This window comes from Nonomuraea sp. NPDC051941, assembly GCF_044593615.1.
In genome coordinates this window covers 17422-37639 of the sequence record NZ_JBIUCF010000075.1, presented here as the reverse complement: position 1 = coordinate 37639, position 20218 = coordinate 17422, and the positions used below count along the sequence as shown (strand labels likewise).

At 70.6% G+C, this 20218-nt stretch carries 22 protein-coding genes; 14 read left to right on the top strand and 8 right to left on the bottom strand.

Annotated features, from left to right (window positions below; all coding sequences use genetic code 11):
• Nucleotides 1-104: 104 nt before the first annotated feature.
• Nucleotides 105-776 carry a GntR family transcriptional regulator gene (locus tag ACIHFD_RS62315; RefSeq protein WP_350737877.1) on the bottom strand — a complete coding sequence of 224 codons (672 nt, stop codon included), beginning with the start codon at nt 774-776 and terminating at the stop codon, nt 105-107.
• Between the two features lie 90 nt (nt 777-866).
• Here ACIHFD_RS62315 and ACIHFD_RS62310 point away from each other — a divergent pair, with 90 nt between their 5' ends.
• From ACIHFD_RS62310 to ACIHFD_RS62275, 8 genes are all read left to right on the top strand, one after another.
• Nucleotides 867-1664 (top strand): FAD binding domain-containing protein, encoded by a 798-nt coding sequence (locus tag ACIHFD_RS62310; protein WP_397375013.1) that lies wholly within the window; start codon nt 867-869, stop codon nt 1662-1664.
• Nucleotides 1665-1675: 11 nt separating this feature from the next.
• Nucleotides 1676-2179, top strand: a complete 504-nt coding sequence (locus ACIHFD_RS62305; protein ID WP_397375012.1) for a (2Fe-2S)-binding protein — start codon at nt 1676-1678, stop codon at nt 2177-2179.
• The gene (locus ACIHFD_RS62300; RefSeq protein WP_397375011.1) at nt 2179-3558 is read left to right on the top strand and encodes a xanthine dehydrogenase family protein molybdopterin-binding subunit; all 1380 of its coding nucleotides are present in this window, start codon (nt 2179-2181) and stop codon (nt 3556-3558) included. Before ACIHFD_RS62305 ends, ACIHFD_RS62300 begins: the two co-directional genes overlap by 1 nt.
• A gap of 3 nt (nt 3559-3561) precedes the next feature.
• A complete protein-coding gene (locus ACIHFD_RS62295; protein WP_355202047.1) occupies nt 3562-4578 on the top strand; it encodes a molybdopterin cofactor-binding domain-containing protein in 1017 nt (338 codons plus the stop codon).
• Entirely contained in the window at nt 4568-5425 is an 858-nt protein-coding gene (locus ACIHFD_RS62290; RefSeq protein WP_363983202.1) for a MoxR family ATPase, read from the top strand. Before ACIHFD_RS62295 ends, ACIHFD_RS62290 begins: the two co-directional genes overlap by 11 nt.
• Complete coding sequence (locus ACIHFD_RS62285; RefSeq protein ID WP_397375010.1) at nt 5418-6533, top strand: VWA domain-containing protein; 1116 nt, start codon at nt 5418-5420, stop codon at nt 6531-6533. The genes ACIHFD_RS62290 and ACIHFD_RS62285 overlap by 8 nt, the downstream gene beginning before the upstream one ends.
• 5 nt (nt 6534-6538) lie before the next feature.
• On the top strand, nt 6539-7447 hold the full coding sequence (locus ACIHFD_RS62280) for an amidohydrolase family protein (protein ID WP_397375009.1): 909 nt from the start codon (nt 6539-6541) through the stop codon (nt 7445-7447).
• Between the two features lie 94 nt (nt 7448-7541).
• A complete protein-coding gene (locus ACIHFD_RS62275) occupies nt 7542-7823 on the top strand; it encodes a YciI family protein (RefSeq protein ID WP_192783864.1) in 282 nt (93 codons plus the stop codon).
• A 393-nt stretch (nt 7824-8216) separates the two neighbouring features.
• Here ACIHFD_RS62275 and ACIHFD_RS62270 read toward each other — a convergent pair whose 3' ends face one another.
• Nucleotides 8217-8723, bottom strand: a complete 507-nt coding sequence (locus tag ACIHFD_RS62270) for an integrase core domain-containing protein (protein ID WP_397375008.1) — start codon at nt 8721-8723, stop codon at nt 8217-8219.
• A gap of 456 nt (nt 8724-9179) precedes the next feature.
• Between ACIHFD_RS62270 and ACIHFD_RS62265 the strand changes: the two genes are divergently transcribed.
• Together ACIHFD_RS62265 and ACIHFD_RS62260 are read left to right on the top strand one after the other, a co-directional pair.
• On the top strand, nt 9180-9362 hold the full coding sequence (locus ACIHFD_RS62265; protein WP_397375007.1) for a hypothetical protein: 183 nt from the start codon (nt 9180-9182) through the stop codon (nt 9360-9362).
• Nucleotides 9363-9503: 141 nt separating this feature from the next.
• A complete protein-coding gene (locus tag ACIHFD_RS62260) occupies nt 9504-11108 on the top strand; it encodes a phosphodiester glycosidase family protein (protein WP_397375006.1) in 1605 nt (534 codons plus the stop codon).
• Nucleotides 11109-11162: 54 nt separating this feature from the next.
• Here ACIHFD_RS62260 and ACIHFD_RS62255 read toward each other — a convergent pair whose 3' ends face one another.
• Together ACIHFD_RS62255 and ACIHFD_RS62250 are read right to left on the bottom strand one after the other, a co-directional pair.
• Entirely contained in the window at nt 11163-11303 is a 141-nt protein-coding gene (locus ACIHFD_RS62255) for a hypothetical protein (RefSeq protein ID WP_397375005.1), read from the bottom strand.
• Nucleotides 11304-11535: 232 nt separating this feature from the next.
• Entirely contained in the window at nt 11536-12642 is a 1107-nt protein-coding gene (locus tag ACIHFD_RS62250; protein WP_397375004.1) for an integrase core domain-containing protein, read from the bottom strand.
• A 151-nt stretch (nt 12643-12793) separates the two neighbouring features.
• On the opposite strand from ACIHFD_RS62250, the gene ACIHFD_RS62245 reads away from it, so the two are divergent.
• Nucleotides 12794-13939, top strand: a complete 1146-nt coding sequence (locus tag ACIHFD_RS62245) for a glycosyltransferase 87 family protein (RefSeq protein ID WP_397375025.1) — start codon at nt 12794-12796, stop codon at nt 13937-13939.
• Here ACIHFD_RS62245 and ACIHFD_RS62240 read toward each other — a convergent pair.
• From ACIHFD_RS62240 to ACIHFD_RS62225, 4 genes are all read right to left on the bottom strand, one after another.
• Nucleotides 13851-14327, bottom strand: coding sequence for a hypothetical protein (locus ACIHFD_RS62240; RefSeq protein ID WP_397375003.1), 477 nt, complete (start codon nt 14325-14327; stop codon nt 13851-13853). The two genes, ACIHFD_RS62245 and ACIHFD_RS62240, sit on opposite strands and share 89 nt — an antisense overlap.
• A complete protein-coding gene (locus ACIHFD_RS62235; protein ID WP_397375002.1) occupies nt 14324-15520 on the bottom strand; it encodes a molybdopterin-dependent oxidoreductase in 1197 nt (398 codons plus the stop codon). Before ACIHFD_RS62235 ends, ACIHFD_RS62240 begins: the two co-directional genes overlap by 4 nt.
• 262 nt (nt 15521-15782) lie before the next feature.
• Nucleotides 15783-16439, bottom strand: coding sequence for a glycosyltransferase family 2 protein (locus ACIHFD_RS62230; RefSeq protein ID WP_397375001.1), 657 nt, complete (start codon nt 16437-16439; stop codon nt 15783-15785).
• Nucleotides 16436-17416: an NAD-dependent epimerase/dehydratase family protein gene (locus ACIHFD_RS62225; RefSeq protein WP_397375000.1), complete on the bottom strand. Its 981-nt coding sequence runs from the start codon at nt 17414-17416 to the stop codon at nt 16436-16438. Before ACIHFD_RS62225 ends, ACIHFD_RS62230 begins: the two co-directional genes overlap by 4 nt.
• Nucleotides 17417-17569: 153 nt before the next feature.
• Between ACIHFD_RS62225 and ACIHFD_RS62220 the strand changes: the two genes are divergently transcribed.
• From ACIHFD_RS62220 to ACIHFD_RS62210, 3 genes are read left to right on the top strand one after another with little or no spacing between them, the layout of a single operon-like run.
• Entirely contained in the window at nt 17570-18937 is a 1368-nt protein-coding gene (locus ACIHFD_RS62220) for a glycosyltransferase 87 family protein (RefSeq protein WP_397374999.1), read from the top strand.
• A 29-nt stretch (nt 18938-18966) separates the two neighbouring features.
• Nucleotides 18967-19593, top strand: coding sequence for a TIGR04282 family arsenosugar biosynthesis glycosyltransferase (locus ACIHFD_RS62215; RefSeq protein ID WP_397374998.1), 627 nt, complete (start codon nt 18967-18969; stop codon nt 19591-19593).
• Nucleotides 19590-20201: a class I SAM-dependent methyltransferase gene (locus tag ACIHFD_RS62210; protein WP_397374997.1), complete on the top strand. Its 612-nt coding sequence runs from the start codon at nt 19590-19592 to the stop codon at nt 20199-20201. Before ACIHFD_RS62215 ends, ACIHFD_RS62210 begins: the two co-directional genes overlap by 4 nt.
• Nucleotides 20202-20218: the final 17 nt, after the last annotated feature.

Below are 20218 nucleotides of genomic sequence, written 5' to 3'. Positions count from 1 at the left end.
CAACTGCGCCCTGCCCATGATCTCATTTACTCAGCGCTGATCAACGGCGGCGGCCGCACACGGTAGCGGGGAACACCGGACGGCGTCGAGAAAGGTGCTGACCCCTAATGTTTCGGCGTTCCGTAAGGGTCGTGCGGCGTGTCGGCGTAGGCCCACTGATGGTCACGGGCGTGACGGCAGGCCACCTCGACGTCCCCGGCGCGCATGACGTCCAGCAGCTCGCGGTGCTCGTCGGCGACCCGCTCGAGTTTCGGCCTGGTGACCATGAGAGCGATGGCCGTGCGCGCCTCGATCTGCAGCGCCTCCCAGGCGCGGGTCAGCAGCACGTTGCCGCCGGCCTGCACGACGTGCCGATGAAATCGCGCGCTGGCCAGGCCGATGCCGTGCACGTCGTTGTCCTGGGCACTGCGGTACATCTCCTCGACCGCCTCCCCCAGCCGGTCGAAGGGGAGGGTTCCGGCCAGCATGGCGAGCCGCGTCGCGGTCTCCTCAAGGGCCGCCCGCACGATGTACGCCTCGCGGATGGTCTGCTCGGCGAAGGGAAGCACCCGGCTGCCGTGACGAGGCCGGCCGTCGATGAGGCCGAGGCCCTCAAGCTGCCGAAGCGCCTCCCGGACCGGGGCCTGACTCGTTCCGAACTCGATGGCGATCTTCGTCTCGATGAGCCGGTCGCCCTCGCCGAGTTCGCCGGAGACGATCCGTTGCAGCAGACCGTCGCGGATCTGTCGGCTCAGCGTCGGTCGCGCGGAGCGCGGGCTCCCCGTGGGTTCCGACAAGAAACCTCCTGACGTTGAGGGCCCAGAGGGCCCTTGACTCTTCGATCATGCCACGTAAGTTAATTATCGATATCGATAAGTGGAGTGCACATGCTGACCTCCGTTCAGACACCCGAGAGTCCCGAAGCGGCTCATGCGGCGCTTCAGGCCGGGGCCGTGCCTCTCGGCGGCGGCACCTACCTGCTGGCCCGCCCGGACGATCAGGCCGGCCGCGACCTGCGGCTGGTCAGCCTGCGCCGGGCGGGATTGTCCGGCATCGACGTCGAAGGCGACACGGTGACCCTGGGCGCGGCCACGACCCTCGCCGACATCGAGGACGACGATCGGTTGAGCTACCTGTCCGGCTGTGTGCGGTCGATCGCCGCGCCGCCGGTCCGCAGCCTCGCCACCGTGGCAGGCAACCTTTTCGTGCCACAACCGTACGGCGACCTGGCGGCGGCTCTTCTGGCCCTGGACGCGGAGCTGGACGTGCTCGGCGCCGACGGAGCCCGCCGCGAGCCGCTCGAGCGGGTCGTCACCGATGGCCTGCGGGCGGGCGACCTGGTGACCCGCGTCCGGTTCACCGCTCCGGCCAAGGACACGTTCCGGTTCTACAAGGCGAGCCGGCGGCGGCTCAACTCGGGATCCATCGTGACGGTGGCGGCCCGGATCACAATCGAGGACGGCCTGGTCGGCGACATCCGTCTCGTGCTCGGCGGCCTGGCGCGGCGCTTGGTACGCGCGGTCGGCGCCGAGCGCGTTCTGCTGGGCGCGCCGCTGAACGCCCAGGTCGTCGCCCAGGCAGCCGGAGCCGACGTCATCGAGCCGTTCGACGACGCCTACGCCTCCGCCTGGTACCGCGCTCGGGTCTACCCCGTCCACCTGCGTCGCGCCCTGCTGGGGACCTGAAAGGGGATCGCATGCCCTCGACAATCGTCACGCTCAAGGTGAACGGCACCGACCGGGAGTTGATCGCCCGGCCGTCGACGACGCTGCTGAGCGCGCTGCGCGACACATTGGGACTGATGGGGGCCAAGCGCGGCTGCGCGCAAGGGGGCTGCGGCAGCTGCACGGTGCTGCTGGACGGCCGGCCCGTGGTCTCGTGCCTGATCCCCGTCGTGACGATCGACGGCTCTGCCGTGGAGACGATCGAGGGCCTGGCCGAGGGCGACCGGCTCGGCGACGTACAGCAGGCGTTCGTCGACCTCTTCGCGACGCAATGCGGGTTCTGCACCCCGGGGATGATCATGTCCGCCACGGCCCTGCTCAACCGGAAGCCGGATCCGACCCGCCAGGATGTCACCAAGGCGATCTGCGGGAACGTCTGCCGCTGCACGGGATACGAGCCGATCATCGCCGCCGTCCTCGCCGCCGCGCAACGCCGCAGCGGCGCCCCGCTCACGAACGCGGAGGCCGAGGTCTGATGGCGCGCCTCACCCCGATCGACACCGCGTACTTCAAGGGCGAGCGCTCGGACGACTTCGCCGTCATCGGCTCCGCCGTCCCGCGCTCGGACGCCCGCGCTCACGTCACCGGCCGCACGGTCTTCTTCGAGGACATGGCGCTGCCGGAGATGACGCACGTCAAGATCCACCGGTCCACGCGGCACCACGCCCTCATCAACCGGGTCGACGTCTCCGGCGCCCTCGGAGTCCCGGGCGTGCTTCGGGTCATCACCCACCAGGACGTGCCGAACAACTGGTACACCGTGCTGCGCCTGATCGGCGTGGGACCTGACGACGAGCCGGTGCTGGCCGAGGATCGGGTCCTCTACCGCGGCGAGCCGATCGTCGCCGTCGTCGCCGAGACCGAGGACGCCGCCCGCGAGGGCGCGGCCCGGGTCACGGTCGACTACACCGACCTGCCCGCCGTCCTCGACGTCGAGGAGGCGCTGGCCGACGGCGCCCCGATCATCAAACAGGCGGGCACCAACCACTTCGTGTACGAGGGACATCACTGCCGCCGGATCCGCTTCGGCGACGTCGAGCGAGGTTTCGCCGAGGCGGACCGCATCATCGAGGGCCGCTACAGCTCCTCCCCCATCGAACACGCGCCGACCGAGCCGACCGGCTGCATCGTCGTCCCTCAGGGCGACGGCCGGCTGCGCATACACACCAACACCCAGGCCGCCTTCTTCACCCTCGACAACACCGCGCTCATCCTCGGCGTCCCGCCTACCAGCCTGCGCGTCGTCGGGGGCACCGTGGGGGGCGGCTTCGGCGGCAAGGTCGATGTCGTCGTCGAGCCACTCGCGTGCATCGCCGCCATGCTCACCGGCCGGCCGGCCAAGTACGTCTACAGCCGCGCCGAGGAGATGCAGGTGTCGTCCCCCCGAGCGGCCGAGCGCATCTCCATCAAGGACGGCGTCATGGACGACGGCCGGATCGTCGCCCGCAAGATCACGCTCTACGTGGACGCGGGCGCGTACTCCCGGCACAGCCCGTACGGCACCACCAAGGCGGCGGCGCACATGCCCGGCCCGTACACGATCCCGAACGTCCATGTCGACGCGTACTGCGTCTACACCAACCGCACGCCGTCCAGCGCCATGCGCGGGTTCGGCGTCACGATCGGCGACTTCGCGCTGGAGTCGCACATGGACCGCATCGCCCGGGAGCTGAACATGGACCCGCTGCGGCTCCGGCTCAAGAACGCCTACCGGGACGGCGACATGAAAGCTCATCGCAAGATCGCGTCCGGCACGGCGTTGGTCGAGGTGATCCAGAGCGCCGCCGACCTGGTGGGGCACGACCTTCCGCCGGAGTACCGGGCGATGTCCTCGACCGAACGACCGGAGGGCTGAGCGATGGCGTTACGGCACGGCCGCGGATACGCGGCGGTCAACTACCCGACCGGCATGAACCTCGGCGGCGACCCGTCGCAGGCACTCGTCCACGCCACCACGATGGGCGGATTCGTCGTCACGCTCTCCTCGGTGGATCTCGGCCAGGGGCTGCGGACGGTCATCGCCCAATGCGCGGCCGAGACACTCGGCATCCCGATCGAGAACGTCATCGTCGACACCGCCGACACCGACACCGGCCCGCACTGCATGGGAACGTTCGCCAGCCGCGGCACCCACCGCGTCGGCAACGCCGTGATCATGGCGGCGCGCGAGGCCAGGGAGGTCATGCTCCAGGTCGCCGCCGACGAACTGGAGGTCGACGCGGAGGACCTGGAGACCGACGGCACGGGCTTCGTCCGCCTCAAGGGATCGTCGGAAAAGAAGATCCACATCAGCGACGTCGCGCTCGCCGCGCACTTCCGGCAGGGCCGGACCATCTCCGGCCGGGGCATCTACCTCAAGGAGCCGAGCTCCCCGGTGCCGGAAACCGGCGAGATGGACCCGGACTCCTGCCAGGCGCACGCGTGCACGGTGGCCGAGGTCGCGGTCGATGACGAGACCGGCGTGATCGAGGTGCTGCGGCTCTACAACACCTACGAGATCGGCCGGGCGCTCAACCCGGCCCTCGCGACGCAGCAGGTCGAGGGCGGCGCCTGGATGGGCCTGTCGCACGCGTTGTTCGAATCGACCGAACCGTACTATCCGCACTCGCGCGAGCACGGCCCGGTCGATTTCACGGAATACCTGATGCCCGGGCCGGCCGACATCCCGGCGCAGACGAGCCTGTTCCTCGAACGGCCCGCCGACAACGGGCCGTTCGGGGCCAAGGGGATCGGCGAGATGACGGCGAACGCGCCGATCCCCGCGATCGCCAACGCCGTGTACGACGCGGTCGGCGTACGGCTGACGAGCATGCCCTTCACTCCGGAGAAGGTGCTGCGCGGACTCGACGAGCTGCGGGCCGGCCGTGCTGGTTGATCAGGACACGCTGGACCGGCGGCTGGGCGCGGAGGGCTACCTCGCCGACGAGGGTCTGCTCACCGCCCTTCACCTGGCAGGCACGCTCGGGCTCCCGCTGCTGCTGGAGGGCGAGCCGGGGGTCGGCAAGACCGAGGTCGCGAACGTCCTGGCCCGGATCCTCGGCCGCGAGCTGATCCGGCTTCAGTGCTACGAAGGACTGGACGCCTCCCAGGCCCTGTACGAGTGGGACTACCCCAAACAGTTGCTGTCCCTGCGGGCCGCCGAGGTGGAGGGGCGCGGCGTCGGCGACCTGTACCGCGAGGAGTTCCTGCTGCAGCGGCCGTTACTGCGGTCGCTGCGGGCGGCGTCCGGCGCGGTGCTGCTGATCGACGAGATCGACCGGGCGGACAGTGAGTTCGAGGCCTTCCTTCTCGAGTTCCTCGGCGACTTCCAGATCACCATCCCGGAGATCGGCACCATCACGGCGGCGAGCGTCCCGTTCGTCGTCCTCACCTCGAACCGGACCCGCGAACTGCACGACGCGCTCAAGCGCCGGTGCCTCTACCACTGGATCCCCTTCCCCGACGCCGAACGGGAGCGAGCGATCATCCGGGCGCAGGCGCCGGGCCTGGACGAGAGGAGCGCGGCGCGCCTCGTGGCCGCCGTGCATCGCATCCGCGGGCTGGCTCTGCTGAAACGCCCGGGCATCGCCGAGTCGGTCTCCTGGGCCCGCGGCGTGCAGACGCTGACCCGCGAGGGTTCGAGCTGGCTGGAGGCGATGCGCCGGTCCGCAGGGCTGCTCGTCAAGCACGAGGAGGACCTCGCGCTCCTCGGCCGCCACACCGCGGAGGTGTTCGGTGACTGAGCAGGCCCTCCTCGTACGCATCGGCGATCATGTGCACGGGTTCCTGCGGGACCTGCACGATCGGGGCCTGCCCGTACCGGTGCCCAAACAGCGGGTCTTCCTTCAGGCGATCGAGGCCGTCGGCCCGCGCGACGCCACGCACCTCTACTGGATCGGGGTGGCCACGCTCACCACCTCCCACGAAGACCTGGAGGTGTACTCCCCCACGTTCGAGCACTGGTTCGGGGAGGTTACGGCACGGCGCATCCCCGATGAGGAGTCCCCCGACGACGAGGCCTCCGCGCCGCGCGGGAAGGGGGGCGAGGCTCCTCTCACGGCGACGTTCGGCGGGGAGGCGGGCCTGAAGGCCGGCTCCTCGGAGCGCGAGAGACGCCCGGTGTTCGGCCCGGCGAGCGAGGACGACCGGGCCGTGCTCTCGCTGCTGCGGCGGGAACTACCCGGAGCGGTGCCGACGATCCGGTCGCGACGTCGGCGGCCTGCCCGGCGAGGTCCGTGGATCGACGTCGCCAGGATCTGCCGTGAGTCCAGGCGCAGCCACGGGGAGATCGTGACGTTGCACCGGCGCAACCGTCCGCGGCGGCAGCGCCGTGTGCTGCTGCTCATCGACGTGTCGGGGTCGATGAAGCAGCACAGCGCCCACTACCTCCGCTTCGCCCACGCCGTGGTCGGCCGGCTCGACCGCGTCGAGGTGTTCACCTTCGGCACCCGGCTGACCCGCGTCACCGAGCAGCTGCGCGCACGGCACGTCGACGCGGCCGTCGGCTCGCTGAGCGACGTCGTCCTGGACGCCGAGGGCGGGACGCGGATCGGCGCCTCGCTCCAGGAGTTCCTCGCCAACGCCCGGCATGTCACCGTGGCGCGCGGCGCCCTGACGATCGTGCTCTCCGACGGCCTGGAACGCGGCGACTGCCGGCCCATGCAGGCGGCCGTACGGCGGTTGTCGCTGCTGAGCCACCGGTTGCTGTGGTGGTCGCCGCTCGCCTGCGACCCGGCGTACCGGCCGATCACCCGCGGCATGTCGGCCGTGCTCGGCAGCGTGGACGCGCTTGCGGGCGTGCGCGATCTGCGTACGGCGTACGAGCAGGTACAGACCTTGATCAGGGAGTGATCGTCATGCCGGAGGCGACCCGCTACTCGGGTGACATCGTCGACTCGCATCACCACATCTGGCGGGCCGGGGACCTGCCCTGGCTGTCCGGACCGATGGTGCCGCGGATCTTCGGCCCGTACGAGCCGATCAGGCGGGACTACCTGATCGACGAGTACGTCGCCGACGCCACGGCCGCAGGCATCAGCGAGTCGGTCTACGTGCAGACGAACTGGCCGCTCGACCGGGTTGTGGACGAGGTGCGCTGGCTTCACGAGGTTCATCAGGAGACGGGCCGGCCGATGGCCGTCATCGGATCGGCCGACATGTTCGACGAGAGCGCTCCGGACACCATGCGACGACAGGCCGCGCTCACGCCGCTGATCCGGGGGATCCGTCAGCAACTGCACTGGCACGAGCGCCCGGAGTTCCGGTTCGCCGCTGCGCCCGACCGTATGAAGGATCCGGTCTTCCGTAAGAACATCGGCGCGCTCGCCGACCACGGCTGGCTGTTCGAGCTGCAGGTCTTTCCCGAACAGATGCCGGATGCGGTCGAGCTGGCGGCGGCCTTCCCTGACGTCACCTTCGTCCTGGTGCACGCGGGCATGCTCATCGGGCTCGAGTGCCTCGAGTCGTGGCGGGCCGGGATGGCCGCGCTGGCCGAGCGGCAGAACATCGTCGTCAAGCTCACCGGGCAGGGCACCTTCGTCCACCGGGTGGATCCCGACCTCATCTCCTTCGTCGCAGACGAGGTGATCGGCTGGTTCGGCGCCGGCCGAGCCATGTTCGGCACCAACTTCCCGGTCGAGAAGATCTGGACCACGATGCCGCACCTGGTCGACGCGTGGAAGAACGCACTGACTCATCTCCCACCCGCCGACCAGCACGACATCTTCGCCGGCAACGCACGGCGGGTGTACGGGCTGGAGGGCTGACCTGAAACTGCTGGGACTCGGGCCGCGGGGCCCGGAGGGCTTGGACCGGCGACGTCAGATAGTCCCGGATTGACGTGAAAAGGAGTATCTCGGAATGGCACTGTTCGTCCTGACCTACGGCTACAACGACACCCCGCTGAGAGCGGAGCGCCGCGAAGACCATCTCGCACATTTGAACAAGCTCTTTGAGCAGGGCAGCCTCGTCGCGGCCGGCCCTTACACGGACCTGACGGCCGGCATGATCGTCCTGCAGGCCGAGGATGAGACCGCGGCGCAGGCGCTCGTCGACCAGGACCCGTACACACAACTACAGGTCACCAGGGATCGCCGGCTGCGCCAGTGGCGCGTGACGGTCGGCTCGCTCGGCTCTGGCTAGGGTTCACCCCTTCTGCGCCGCGGCCTTCTTGTCCAGGGGGATCGAGGAGATGTCCTGGCCGCCGAAGACCAGCTCTCCTGTGCCGGGAAGGGCGTCGCTAGTGTCTCCTCTCGCGATCGTTCACCGGGAGGGTGGGCGGCCGAGATCGGTGGACGTATCCGAGCCGGTCCGGCCGCTCGACGATGAGCAAGGAGGTTCGGGACTTGGTGCTGCGCCCGGCGCGGGAGGTCGGGGGCATGGTGAACTGGCCCGGCTCGGCTATCGCGTCCGTGCAGCGGATCCTCCGGGGCCGGCGGGTCGGCCCGGCTCCTGCAGGCGGCGTGTGGGGTGCGGAAACTCGAATTGCGCGCTGACCTGGGGCTTCGTACGTGCCGTGTGGGGACACTGGATCTTCTATGCTGCGCGGTGATACTCGTTGATGATCCCGCCGAGGATCTTATGGCGTTCGATCCGGTGCTTGGTCAGATCCGCGGGTTCCGGCGGCGGATCGGGAGGGAAATGGTCCAGGGACCGGTGGGGCCGTTTGCGGTTGTAATGATCGACGTAGGCACGAAGGACTGCTCTGCAGTGTCGCTCCCCCAGGATCAGCAGCCGGTCCAGGCATTCCCGGCGAACGCTTCCCACCCACCGCTCGCAGATCGCGTTCGCCCGCGGCGCGCGAACCGGCGTCTTGACGATCCTGCATCCTTCACCGATGAACTCCTCGTCGAAGGCCGCCGTGAACTTGGCGTCGCGATCATGAACGATGAATTTCACTCTGGCCAAGCGATCCCCGAGGTCCATGATGAGGTTCCTGGCCTGCTGGGCCACCCATGGCCCAGTCGGGTGGACGGTCACACCGGCCAGATGGACGCGCCGGTTGAGGTGCTCGATGAAGAAACAACGCGTACAGCCGGACACCGAACAAGGTCTCCACGTGGAAGAAGTCGGTGGCGATGATGCCCTGGGCCTGGGCGGTGAGGAACTGCCTCCAGGTCGGCCCCGAACGACGCGGCGCGGGACCAAGCCCGGCACGAGCAAGAATCATCCGGACCGTGGTCGGCGAGACGCGGTGACCCAGTTGCTTGGGCTCGCCATGGATGCGCTGGTAGCCCCAGTTCGGATTCTCCCGCGCCAGCCGGATCACCAGCTCACGCACCGTATCGGGCATCGGCGGGCGGCCTGGTGTCCGGCGGGGATAGCGCCATCGTCGCCGCATCGGATCACGGTGCCAAGCCGGCAACGTCGCCGGAGTGATGAAGAACGCACTCCAGCGCACGCGAGGAAGCAGACGCGACATGCCAGACGATCAGCCTTGATCACCGTATAACCGCAGGTAGCAGCACCAGGTCGAGTTTCCGCATCCCACAGGTCCTGGTGCCCGATCTGGGCAGCTCGGTGCTGACCGCCCGCCTGGTGGAGGAGCCGGGGCGGGTGGTGGTGGCGGACGTGCCGTTGGTGGAGGGCGCGATCGCGGCGGCGGTGACGGCGGGCACCGGCGCTTCGCTGGCCGACGTGCTGGCCACCGCCGAGGAGTCCCGTACCTTCCGCAAGCTCTGAGGACTCGTGCAGCTCACCCTTCCGGATTCGGCCAACCGTTAGTCACCGATTCGCCATCTGCCGGCCTTAGCGTTTCGGCCCGCCCCCTTCACCCCTGAAAGGACCCGCGCGATGCGCCGCAGAGCCACACGCTATGGATTGATGAGCGGGGTGGCCATGGCCTGCCTCGTCGCCGGGCAGGTCGCGGTGGCCGCGCCGGATCCGGCCGCCTCCGCACCGCTCTCGTCGGCCGACCGGCTCCCGCTCGGGCTGGCGTCGTTGGCGGAGCAACGTACCAGCCGCCAGGTGGCCCCGGGCGTCACCCACGTCGCGATCGAGCGCGGCCAGAGCTCCACCGAGGACTTCTGGACGGTCACGCTCGGCGTGGCCACTACCGAGGCGGAGGCGGGCGAGCTGGAGCAGCGGATCCGAGAGGCCGGGTACGAGCCTCGGCGGGATCCCGCCGCCGGCCCCTCGCCGCTCGGCCCTGACGGCCGGCCACTCGGCTGGATGGTCCGGGTCGGCAAGCACGCCGACCAGCCGGCGGCGCAGGCGGCCGCGAACGATCTGGCGGCCAAGGGCCTCCGCGGCATTGTCCAGTTCACCGGTGAGGACGGCCACGCGACCACCGGCCCGTGGTCGGCCGATGTCCTGGTCGTCGATCCGCGTCGCTTCCGCGGACGGCTCGGCTCCGAGCTCGCCACGCAGATCGTCCCAGGACGGGAGACCATCAGTTCGATCGCCCAGCGCACAGGCGCGGTGGCCGCGGTCAACGGCGGCTTCTTCGTCATCTCCAGCGGCGACGGCGGCAAGCCGGGGCCCGGCCTCGCCGGCACCGACGGCGACCTCGCCGGCATCTCCGTGGTCCGCGGCGACCTTGTCTCCGAAGCCGTCAACGGCCGCCCGGCGCTCGTCATCCCGACCGATTCAGGAGCCGGAACCACCGTACGGCGGCTCAAGACGCGCCTGTCCGTACGGGCGGCGAAAGGCGACCACCGCGAGGTCACGGGACTCAACCGGAAGCCGGGTCTGATCGTCAACTGCGGCGGCGTCGGGGACGCCTACCCGCTGGCCTTGCCGGCACACGACTACACCTGTGGCAACGACGACGAGGTGATCGCGTTCACGCCGGTCTTCGGACCGGAGCTCCCCCAGGGCGAGGGCTATCAGGTGACGCTCGACGAGCGGGGCGTCGTCGTGGCCGCGCAGGAGGGACGTGGCGGCGCGACGCCGACGCGGGGCACCGTCCTGCAGGGCACCGGCACGGGCGCCCAGTGGCTGCGCGATCACGCCCGCCGTGGCGGGCATCTCACGCTGCGGCGCTCCGTCATCGACGCGGAGCGCGGTGCGTCGCAGCCGGTCCAGCCGCAGACCTCGATCGTCAACGGCGGGCCGCTGCTGCTGCGCCGCGGTGCTGTGGCTCTCGACCCGGTTCGTGACGGATGGAGCCCACAGGACATCGGCACCGCCGACCGCGGGGCCTTCTACACCGGCTGGTACCTGCGGAGGAACCCGCGTACGGCCGCGGGCGTCACCCGCGACGGCAAGATCATCCTGCTCACCGTCGACGGGCGCCGTCCCTCGCACAGCGTGGGGCTGAGCATTCCGGAGGTGGCGCAGGTCATGCGCAGCCTCGGGGCCGTCGACGCGATCAATCTCGACGGCGGCGGGTCGACGGCCATGGTCGTCGGTGGCGCGCTGCAGGGCGTGCCGAGCGACGCCACCGGCGAGCGGCCGGACGGGGACGCCATCGTGGTCCTCCCCTGAGCAGGCTCCGGCGCGTCGGCTTGGTGGCCGTGAGCGGGCTTCGGCGCCGGTGGATCAGTGGCCCTTGAACGCCTCCGCCAGACACCAGGAGCCGCGGTTCCTCGTGACCTTGGCGTGGACCAGCAGGGGACGGTCCCGGCCGCCCTTGAGCCAGTCGGCCACGCCTGTCAGGTCGGCCGGCGTCGTCACGGTCACGGCGGGGAAGCCGTGGCCTCGGGCGATGGCGGCGAGGTCGGCGGGCGGGAACGTGACGCTTTTCCCGGACTCTTCGCACCGGATGGGTCCGGGTTTCCGGACCCTTGGCGGCGGCGGGGTCGAGCGGCGGGATCTCGTACACCGCCCGGGAGCCGTTGTGCCCGCCGCTGACGCGGCGCAGCGCGCCCTTGGCGATGAGCTCTGCGCCTGCCGAAAACTCCGTCCACGCAGGTCAAGCGGCATATGAATACTCGTGGAGAATCCCGCCGAGCCGATCTCGCCGGCGTATGTTCAGGTCGTCTATTCGCTTCGGATCGGTGATCGGATCCGGGACGGTACGCAGCGGAGCTGCTTGGTTCAGGGCCTGATGGGCTCGGTGCTGGTTGTAGAAGCGTTCGTACTCGCGCAGGGCGTGCCGAAGATGGCGTTCGTTCCATACGAGGCAGCGGTCGAGAAACTCGTGACGGCACGACTGCACCCACCGCTCCATCATCGAGTTCATGCACGGCATCCGAATACCGGTGAGCACCGTCTTGATGCCGGCCTCGGCGAGGACCTCATCCATGAGCGCAGGGAACTTCCCATCCCTGTCACGGAGCAGAAAGCGTGCCCGCAAGCCCGCATCGCCCAGGTCCATCACCAGGTTCTTTATCGCCATCGCCTGGGTGACCCAGTTTGCGCTCGGGTGCGCGGTGGTGCCGAGCACGCGGACGCGCCTGGTGGCGTGCTCGATGACGGCCAGAATGTAGTGGCGTTGACCGTTGAGGGTGACGGTCTCGATGAAATCGACGGCCGGTAGCGCGTCGCCTTGCGAGCGCAGGAAGCCGGCCCACGTGGTGGACGCCCGCTCAGGCGCCGGTTGACGACCTTCCTCCTTGAGGATCTCCCACACGGTGGACGGCGCGACCTTGCTGCCGAGGGTGGCGAGCTCGCCGTGCACCCGCCGGTAGCCCCAGCCGGGGTTCTCCCGGACCAGACATAGGACGAGTGCGCGGATGGACTGGACGATGGGTGGACGACCAGGCCGCTTCGACCGGCAGGTACGGGCATGACGCCGTTTCAGCAGATCTCGGTGCCAGCGCAGGACGGTGTCCGGTCGGACGAGGAGCCGTAGCCGGCGCAGGACCTCGCGGGGCAGCGAGGTCAGGAGAGCGGCGAGAAGGGCCCGATCTTCGGGAGCGAATCTGACTTTGGCGTCGGTGCCGAGTTGGCGTTCGAGGACGGTGATCTGGTGGCGTAGGGCGAGGATCTCGATGTCCTTGTCCCGATCGCCCATGGGCAGCAGCCACAGTGCGGCGAACGTGTTCGTGACGGTGAGGCAGGCCAGGCGAAGGAGCACGGCCGATCATCATGCCGCACACGATTGCCTTCCTGGTGGCTGGAGCTCGCGCCGCCACACGAGGCCCCCACATGGCCATGAGCTGGGCGGATGTAATTATCGGCAAGCGCAATGCTCTGGTCCCCTTCACCGTTTCCGGATTGGGTAAGCCATCAGACCCAGGAACCTCCCTCCGAATTCCTCCCGACTGGGTCGGGGATACGACAAGGCGCCGCATGGCGCCGACCCCGCGCTCGCGCCGCTGCGCGACAGCTGGCTCTTCCCGCAGGGCGCCGGCTGCGACGGCCCGGACCGCTATCCGATCAGGTCCGGCCAAGGCGCCCGATCGTGTACGCGGATCAACCGCCCCGCTGTCCATACGATCTACCCACCGCTGGCGGAGGCGTACTTCCTGGCCGTGCACCGGTTCTCGCCCGCGGAGTCACGGCACAAGCCGCTCCGGATCGGCGGAGCGCTGCTGGCCTTGGGGACGTCCCTCGTCCTCCTGATCGCCCTCCGTCCCGCGGCTCCGGCGCGGGCGGCCTGGTGGGCGTGGTGTCCCGCCGTTCCGATCGAGGCGGTGAACAACGCCCATGCCGACACGCTCGGCGTCCTGCTCACCGTCATCGCCCTGATCACCGTGAGCAGGCACAAAGTCCGCGGCGGCCTGCTGCTCGGCGCGGCGACCGCCGTCAAGCTCCTGCCCGCCGCGGCCGCGCCCGGGATGCTCTCCGGGCTTCTGGCCAGGGGCGGGTCTTCCGGGTGGCGGCGGGCGCTGGATGCTTCGGCGGTCCTCGGGCCTGCCCTTCTCGTCGTGGCGCTCGCATATCTGCCGTACGTGCTGGCCTCCCGCGAGTCCGTTCTCGGCTACTTCTTCGGCTACCTGAACGAGGAGGGCTACCGCGACACCGGCGGCGACCGCCGCTACGCGGTGCTGCGCCTGATCCTGCCCGACTCGTGGGCCCTGCCTGCCGCCCTCGCCGTTCTCGCGGCCACGGCCCTGCTCGTGCTGCGCCGGGGCGATGCTCACCGGCCGTGGCGTGGAGCTCTGGTGGTGACCGGCACGGCCTTCCTCGTCTTCACGCCGGGATACTCCTGGTACGCCCTGCTGGTCGTCGCACTCGCCGCTCTTGACGGCCGCTGGGAATGGCTCGGCATCCCGCTGGCCGGTGCGATCTCCTATCTGAGCCCCGGGGCGGCCGCCTACGGTGTCGCAGCGCTGGCGGTCATCATGGGCCTCGTCGCCCGCGTCCCCTTCTCACCGCCCGGCGCCGCACCGCGTACAGCAGCCCCGAGACGCCGAAGAGCACCAAAGTGATCAGCAACCACCGCGCGAGATAGGGAGAGGTGCTCAATCCGACCGCCCAGCGGTAGTTGCGCTCGGCACCTCGGAGGATGAGCGGGAACCACACCAACAGCAACAAGCCCGACAGCATGGCCGGCACTCTCAGGTGATTGACCACACCAGCCCGGCGTGGGCGCGCCAGCCGCCTGGTCAAGGCCCGTGTGGCGATGTCGGCCGCGGAATACATGGGCAACAGCACCAGATCGTGCAAGATGATCGCACCGGCGAACCACGCGGCGAACCCCAGCCAGATACCGGCGGCGACCACCCGCGTGGCGACATAACCGGCGACCACGAAGCAGGCCACCAGCACGAGAAGGTGCCACAAGGGCGCGCCGTAGGCACTCGCCAACCGCTTCACGACGTCTCCACGCGGAAGTCGAGTTCGCGCACCCATTTGGTGTTGTGCACGCCAGGGGCGTTCGGCACGATGATCCGCGCCGGATATCCGTGGTCGAGCGACAGGTCGGCGCCGTTCACCCGCAGCGCGAGCAGCGAGCGCGGGTCGGCCACCTGCCCGGCGCTGAGTGACGCCTGGCCGAAGTAGCCCACGCGCTGCAGAGACCTGGCTGTGACTCCCGCCGAGCCGGGGTCCACTCCTGCCAGGCGGGCCAGGTCCGCCAGCCGTACGCCGGTCCAGGTCTGCTCGGTCGACCATCCCTCGACGCAGGCGATCGGCAGCGCATAGGTGTGCAGAGGCATCGCCAGCAGATCCTCTCGGGACAGGTGGATCGAGCCCGCGCCGACGACCGCCAGCCGCCACTGCGGGCCGGTCTCGGCCGCGGTGACGCCAAGGCTCGCCGCCGTCTTGTTGACCTGGAAGTCGTTGGGCCCGGTGCCGTACTCGCGTCCATGCGGTGCCAGCAACGCCGTACGGCGCAGCGGCCCGTCCACCGTCTGCCCCGCGGACAGAGCGAACATCATCGCTGAACCACCGCCGACGAACGTCAGCAGCCCGCGCCGGGACATGGTGGGCGGTGCCGGATCCGCGGCCACCAGGCCGTCGGGGTCGGGAGGTTCCGGCCGCGTGTCGGCCACGCCCGTGCGCAGCTCACGGCGCAGGTCCCGCGACCGCACGGCGCGGATCGCCTTCGGCATCCGTACGACGACGTGGACGACGAGCGCGGCCAGGAAGATCCACGCGCCGTACAGATGCGCCGGGTAGAAGGAGAACGGGAAGACATAGAAGAGCTGGATGTTGAGGATCCCGGTGACGAACTCGAACACCGCGCCGCCCACCAGGAGCACCAGACTGGCCCGCTCGACGGCTTCGGCGATCGAGCGCGCGGGCGGCCAGGCGAACAGCTTGGGGATCACCGACCAGAGCTTGGCCAGCAGCACCGGCACCAGCGTCAGCCCGACGATGACGTGAGCGCCCTGGGTGAGCCGGTATATCCAGACCGGGTTCGTCGGCCAGTCAAAGAGATAGAAGCCCAGCAGGCCCTTGGTGGGAGTGGTGTCGTTCCCCGGCAGTCGAGGCTCGTAGGCGGCATACGACAACAGCCCGGTGACCGCGACGATGACGAGCCCGACCAGCAGGACCAGGCCGAGCACCGACGTGAGCCACGGACCACGCAGAGGGCTCCGCCAGAACCCGGGCCGGAACGGCCCAGGAGGCCCGTCACGCAACCATGCCGGCGACCGCGTCTTCCCACTGCTTCTGGCCCTGGTCGCGCCACGCTCACGAGCCCGTTTGGGCGGTGTATCCGGCATTGATCCCCCCGAAGCCGATGTCGGATGCTGCTGTCCTTGCCGGTCACGCCGCCTAAGCCTCTATAAGGCCAGGCAGGATGCTTCGGCCTGTACGCGGGACGGTTCATCCCAGTTCGGCCATGACGCGCCGCATGTCGGCGATGGCCCGCAGCGTGCCGCGTACGGTTCCGGTCACCTTGGAGCGTCCCGCCCGGGGCAGGTAGGCGACCTCCACTTCGCCGATCCGCCAGCCGTCGGCGGCGGCCCGCAGGACCATCTCCAGCGGGTAGCCGAACCGGCGGTCGGTCAGCCCGAGCTCCACGAGCCGTACGCGCTTGGCCGCCCGCATCGGCCCGAGGTCGTGCAGCATCACCCCGGCGCGGCGGCGCAGGGTGTACGCGAGGGCGGCGTTGCCGAGCCGGGCATGCCAGGGCCACGCGCCTGCCGCACGCGGCCGACGGGCGCCGAGGACCAGGTCGGCGTCGCCGCCGATGACGGGCGCGGCCACGGCGGGCAGCCGGCGAGGGTCGAGCGAGGCGTCGGCGTCCATGAAGCAGACGACGTCGGCGGTCGAGGCCAGCAGCCCGGTGTGGCAGGCGGCGCCGAAACCGCGCCGAGGTTCGTGGACGACGCGGGCGCCGAGCTCGCGGGCTATCTCGGCCGAGCGGTCGGTGGAGCCGTTGTCGACCACGACCGGACGGTAACCGTCCGGCATGCGCCCGAGCACCCAGCCGAGCGCGGCCTCCTCGTTCAGGCAGGGCAGGATCACATCGACCGTCATGACCACGCGAACTCCTTCATGCCGTCTTCGAAGCCGACCTCGGCGCGGAAGCCGAGGCCGAGCCCGGCCCGTTCCGGAGAGGCGACGACGTGGCGGACGTCCCCCAGCCGGTAGCCGCCGGTGACCTGCGGCTGCGGCCCGCCCCGCGCGGCGGCCAGCGCGGACGCCATCTCGCCCACCGTGTGTGGAGTGCCGCTGGCGATGTTGTAGGCCGCCAGCTCCCCGGGGCGCGCGGGCGCGTGGACGGCCGCCAGGTTCGCGCAGGCGACGTCACGCACGTGCACGAAGTCGCGAAGCTGGCGGCCGTCCTCGAACACCTTCGGCGCCCGCCCCGCCTCCAGCTCGGAACGGAAGATCGCGGCCACTCCCGCGTAGGGGGTGTCGCGGGGCATGCGCGGCCCGTAGACGTTGTGATACCTGAGCGCGACGGCGTTCCCGCCGGTCTCCCTGGCCCAGTTGGCGGCCAGGTGCTCCTGCGCGAGCTTGCTGGTGGCGTAGGCGTTGCGCGGATCGGGCGAGGTGTCCTCGCCGACGGCCACCCAGCGCACCGCCCGTCCGCATTGAGGGCAGAGCGGGTCGAACCGGCCCCGCTCCAGGTCCCCTACGGCACGCGGGCCCGGCCGGACCCGGCCGTGCTCGGCGCACGCGTAGCCGCCCTCGCCGTAGATCACCATCGAGGAGGCGAGCACGAGCCGTGCGACCCGGCGCCGCGCCATCGCCGCCAGCAGCACCGCGGTCCCATACACGTTGACCGAGGCGTAGTCCGGCAGGTCGGAGACGTCCACGCCCAGACCGACCTTGGCCGCCTGGTGCGCCACCAGGTCCACGCCCGGCAGCAGCCGGTCCAGCGCGGCGGCGTCGCGCACGTCCGCGCCGGAGCGCAGGTCGAGGCCGACGACCTCGTGCCCCACGCCCTCCAGGACCTCGACCACGTGACTGCCGATGAATCCGGCCGAGCCGGTGACCAGTACTCTCACCCGGCCGACGCTAACGATGCGCGGGGTCGCGCTGAAGCCCACGTTCGCACTCCGTAAGAACTCCCCGGCCTCGCCGGCCGAGGTTCTTACGGAGTGCGTACGGCCCGCGCCACCGCAGCCCCGAACCGGTCTCCGGGTGCGACGCTGCCCGGTGTGAGCCGTCAGATGCTTTTCCTGGGCGGGGTGCTCCTGGCACTGGCCGCCGTCGTGGCCGAGATGGTGTCCGGGCCGCCCGGCCTGGGCTGGTACCTCCTGGCCTGGGTACTGTTCGCCGCGGCGCTGTGGCTGGCCCGGCCGATCCCGCAGAGGCGGCTGACCGCCCTGGTCGTCGCGGGCGGCGTCGCGCTGACCGCGATCGGGCTGGTGGCGCCGCCGAGCAGCAGCACCGACTCCTACCGGTACGCGTGGGACGGCCGCGTGCAGGCGGCGGGCATCTCGCCTTACGACCACCCGCCGGCCGATCCCGCGCTCGCCCCGCTGCGCGACGAGTGGCTGTTCCCCTCCCGGTGCGCGGCCCCGGAGCTGTGGCCTCTGCCCGGCGGCGGCTGCACCCGGATCAACCGTCCCACGGTGCCCACGATCTACCCTCCGGTCGCCGAGGGCTACTTCCTCCTGGTCCACTGGCTCTCGCCGGACGGCGCCCGGCACAAGGTCCTCCAGTTCGGCGGCTGGCTGATGGCCGTCCTGGTGCTGCTCGCCCTGCGCCGCCAGGCCGGTGCCCGGGCGGCCGCGTACTGGGCGTGGTGCCCGGCCGTGCCCGTCGAGGCCGTGAACAACGCGCACGTGGACATGCTGGCCGTACTGCTGGTGGTGCTCGCCTTCGGCCCTGGCCGGCGGCACGTGCGCGCTCGCGGCGCGCTGCTGGGCGCGGCCGTCGCGGCCAAGCTGTTACCCGTCACGGCGCTGCTCGGCGCACTGTCGGGGACGCTGGCGAACGGAGTGGCGTGGCGGCGCGTCCTCGGGCTCTGCGTGCCCGCCGCGCTCATCGTGGGTCTGGCGTACCTGCCCTACGTGCTGGCCTCGCGAGCTCCGGTGGTCGGCTACCTGCTGGGTTACATCCAGGAGGAGCGGTACGAGTCACCCGCCGACGGGAACCGCTATGCGGTGCTGCGGCTGGTGATGCCCGACTCGTGGGCTCCCTACGCCGCGATCCTGCTGCTCGCCCTGGTCGTCCTCCACGTTCTGCGCCGCGGTGACCCGGAACGGCCCTGGCACGGGGCGCTGGTGATCAGCGGCTCGCTCCTGCTGCTGTTCACCCCGGGATACTCCTGGTACGCGCTCCTGGTCGTCGCGCTGGCCGCCAGGGACGGCCGATGGGAATGGCTGGGCGTGGCCCTGGCGGGCGCGGTCGCCTACGTCGCCGGCCCGGCGGCGCACCCCGGCCCGGCGATGGCCTGTTACGCCGCGGCCACGCTGGCCGTGCTGATCGGCGGGGCCGTCCGCCGATCCCACGAAACGGGTGCCCGCAAGACCATGCCCGCACCGGCCGAGCGGCTGCCGTCAGCATGTCGTAAGGATTGAGCACAGTGCGCCGCCCTACTGTCGATCACATGGCCCAGATCATGATCATCGCCAAGGAGCCGGTAGCCGGGAGGGTCAAGACCCGGCTGACCCCGCCGTTCAGCCCGGAGCAGGCCGCCGCCCTCGCCGAGGCCGCTCTCCGCGACAGCCTCCTCGCCGTCTGCGCGACCCCCGCCACCCAGCGGGTGCTCGCCCTGGACGGGCTGCCGGGAAGCTGGCTGCCCCCGGGATTCGCGGTGATCCCGCAGCGCGGCGCGGGCCTGGACGAGCGTCTGGCGGCGGCGTTCTCCGACGCCTACCGGCTCCGGCCGGAACCCGTCGTACTGATCGGCATGGACACCCCCCAGGTGACGCCCGCGCTGCTCAGCGCGGCGACGGAGGCCCTGACGGGTCACGACGCCGTGTTCGGCCCCGCCGCGGACGGCGGCTTCTGGCTGCTCGGCCTGCGGCAGCCGGACGCCTCGCTGCTGCTGGGGGTGCCGATGTCGCATCCGGAGACCGGCAAGCTCCAACTCGACCGGTTGGACCGGGCCGGGTTGTCCGTCCATCTGCTGCCCGAGCTGACCGATGTCGACACTGCGGCGGACGCCCTCGCGGTGGCCGCGCAATCGCCTGATTCCCACTTCGCCACCACACTGCGGGAGCTGGGCGAATGATCGGGCAGATCTACGCCGACGCGCTCACCGGAGCGACCGCCGAGATCGAGTACGTCGACGGCACCCGCGCCGCGCTGGAGACCGCCCGCTGGTTCGAGCCGATCGACGGCGACGAGACGCTCCTGCGCAGATGTGCCGACCCGACCCTGGACATAGGCTCGGGCCCGGGCCGGTTCACCGTGGCGCTGACCCACCGCGGCATTCGGGCGCTCGGCATCGACATCACCCCTCGCGCCGTCGCCCTCACCCGCAGGGCCGGAGGCTTCGCCCTGCTACGCGACGTCTTCGACGAGGTCCCCGGCAGCGGCCGGTGGGCGACGGCGCTGCTGGCCGACGGCAACATCGGCATCGGCGGCAACCCCGAGCTGTTGCTCCGCCGGGTCAGGCAGCTGGTTCGGCCCGGCGGCGAGGTCCTGGTGGAGCTCGCACCGCCCGGGACGACGAGCCGCGTCGACCGGGTACGGCTGCGCAGCGGCCCGCTCATCGGCGACTGGTTCGGCTGGGCGACCGTGTCGGTGAACGACATCCAGCGCGTGGCCCGCGCCGGCGGCTTCCCGCTCGTGGACTGCTGGACGATCCACGACCGCTGGATGGCCCGTCTGACCTAGACGGCGCGGCGAGCCTG

Excerpts from the sequence above, each read along its gene's own strand:
- ACIHFD_RS62310 (WP_397375013.1), top strand. The coding sequence starts at position 867 with ATGCTGACCTCCGTTCAGACACCCGAGAGTCCCGAAGCGGCTCATGCG.
- ACIHFD_RS62305 (WP_397375012.1), top strand. The coding sequence starts at position 1,676 with ATGCCCTCGACAATCGTCACGCTCAAGGTGAACGGCACCGACCGGGAG.
- ACIHFD_RS62300 (WP_397375011.1), top strand. The coding sequence starts at position 2,179 with ATGGCGCGCCTCACCCCGATCGACACCGCGTACTTCAAGGGCGAGCGC.
- ACIHFD_RS62295 (WP_355202047.1), top strand. The coding sequence starts at position 3,562 with ATGGCGTTACGGCACGGCCGCGGATACGCGGCGGTCAACTACCCGACC.
- ACIHFD_RS62280 (WP_397375009.1), top strand. The coding sequence starts at position 6,539 with ATGCCGGAGGCGACCCGCTACTCGGGTGACATCGTCGACTCGCATCAC.
- ACIHFD_RS62275 (WP_192783864.1), top strand. The coding sequence starts at position 7,542 with ATGGCACTGTTCGTCCTGACCTACGGCTACAACGACACCCCGCTGAGA.
- ACIHFD_RS62260 (WP_397375006.1), top strand. The coding sequence starts at position 9,504 with ATGAGCGGGGTGGCCATGGCCTGCCTCGTCGCCGGGCAGGTCGCGGTG.
- ACIHFD_RS62230 (WP_397375001.1), bottom strand. The coding sequence starts at position 16,439 with ATGACGGTCGATGTGATCCTGCCCTGCCTGAACGAGGAGGCCGCGCTC.
- ACIHFD_RS62215 (WP_397374998.1), top strand. The coding sequence starts at position 18,967 with ATGGCCCAGATCATGATCATCGCCAAGGAGCCGGTAGCCGGGAGGGTC.
- ACIHFD_RS62210 (WP_397374997.1), top strand. The coding sequence starts at position 19,590 with ATGATCGGGCAGATCTACGCCGACGCGCTCACCGGAGCGACCGCCGAG.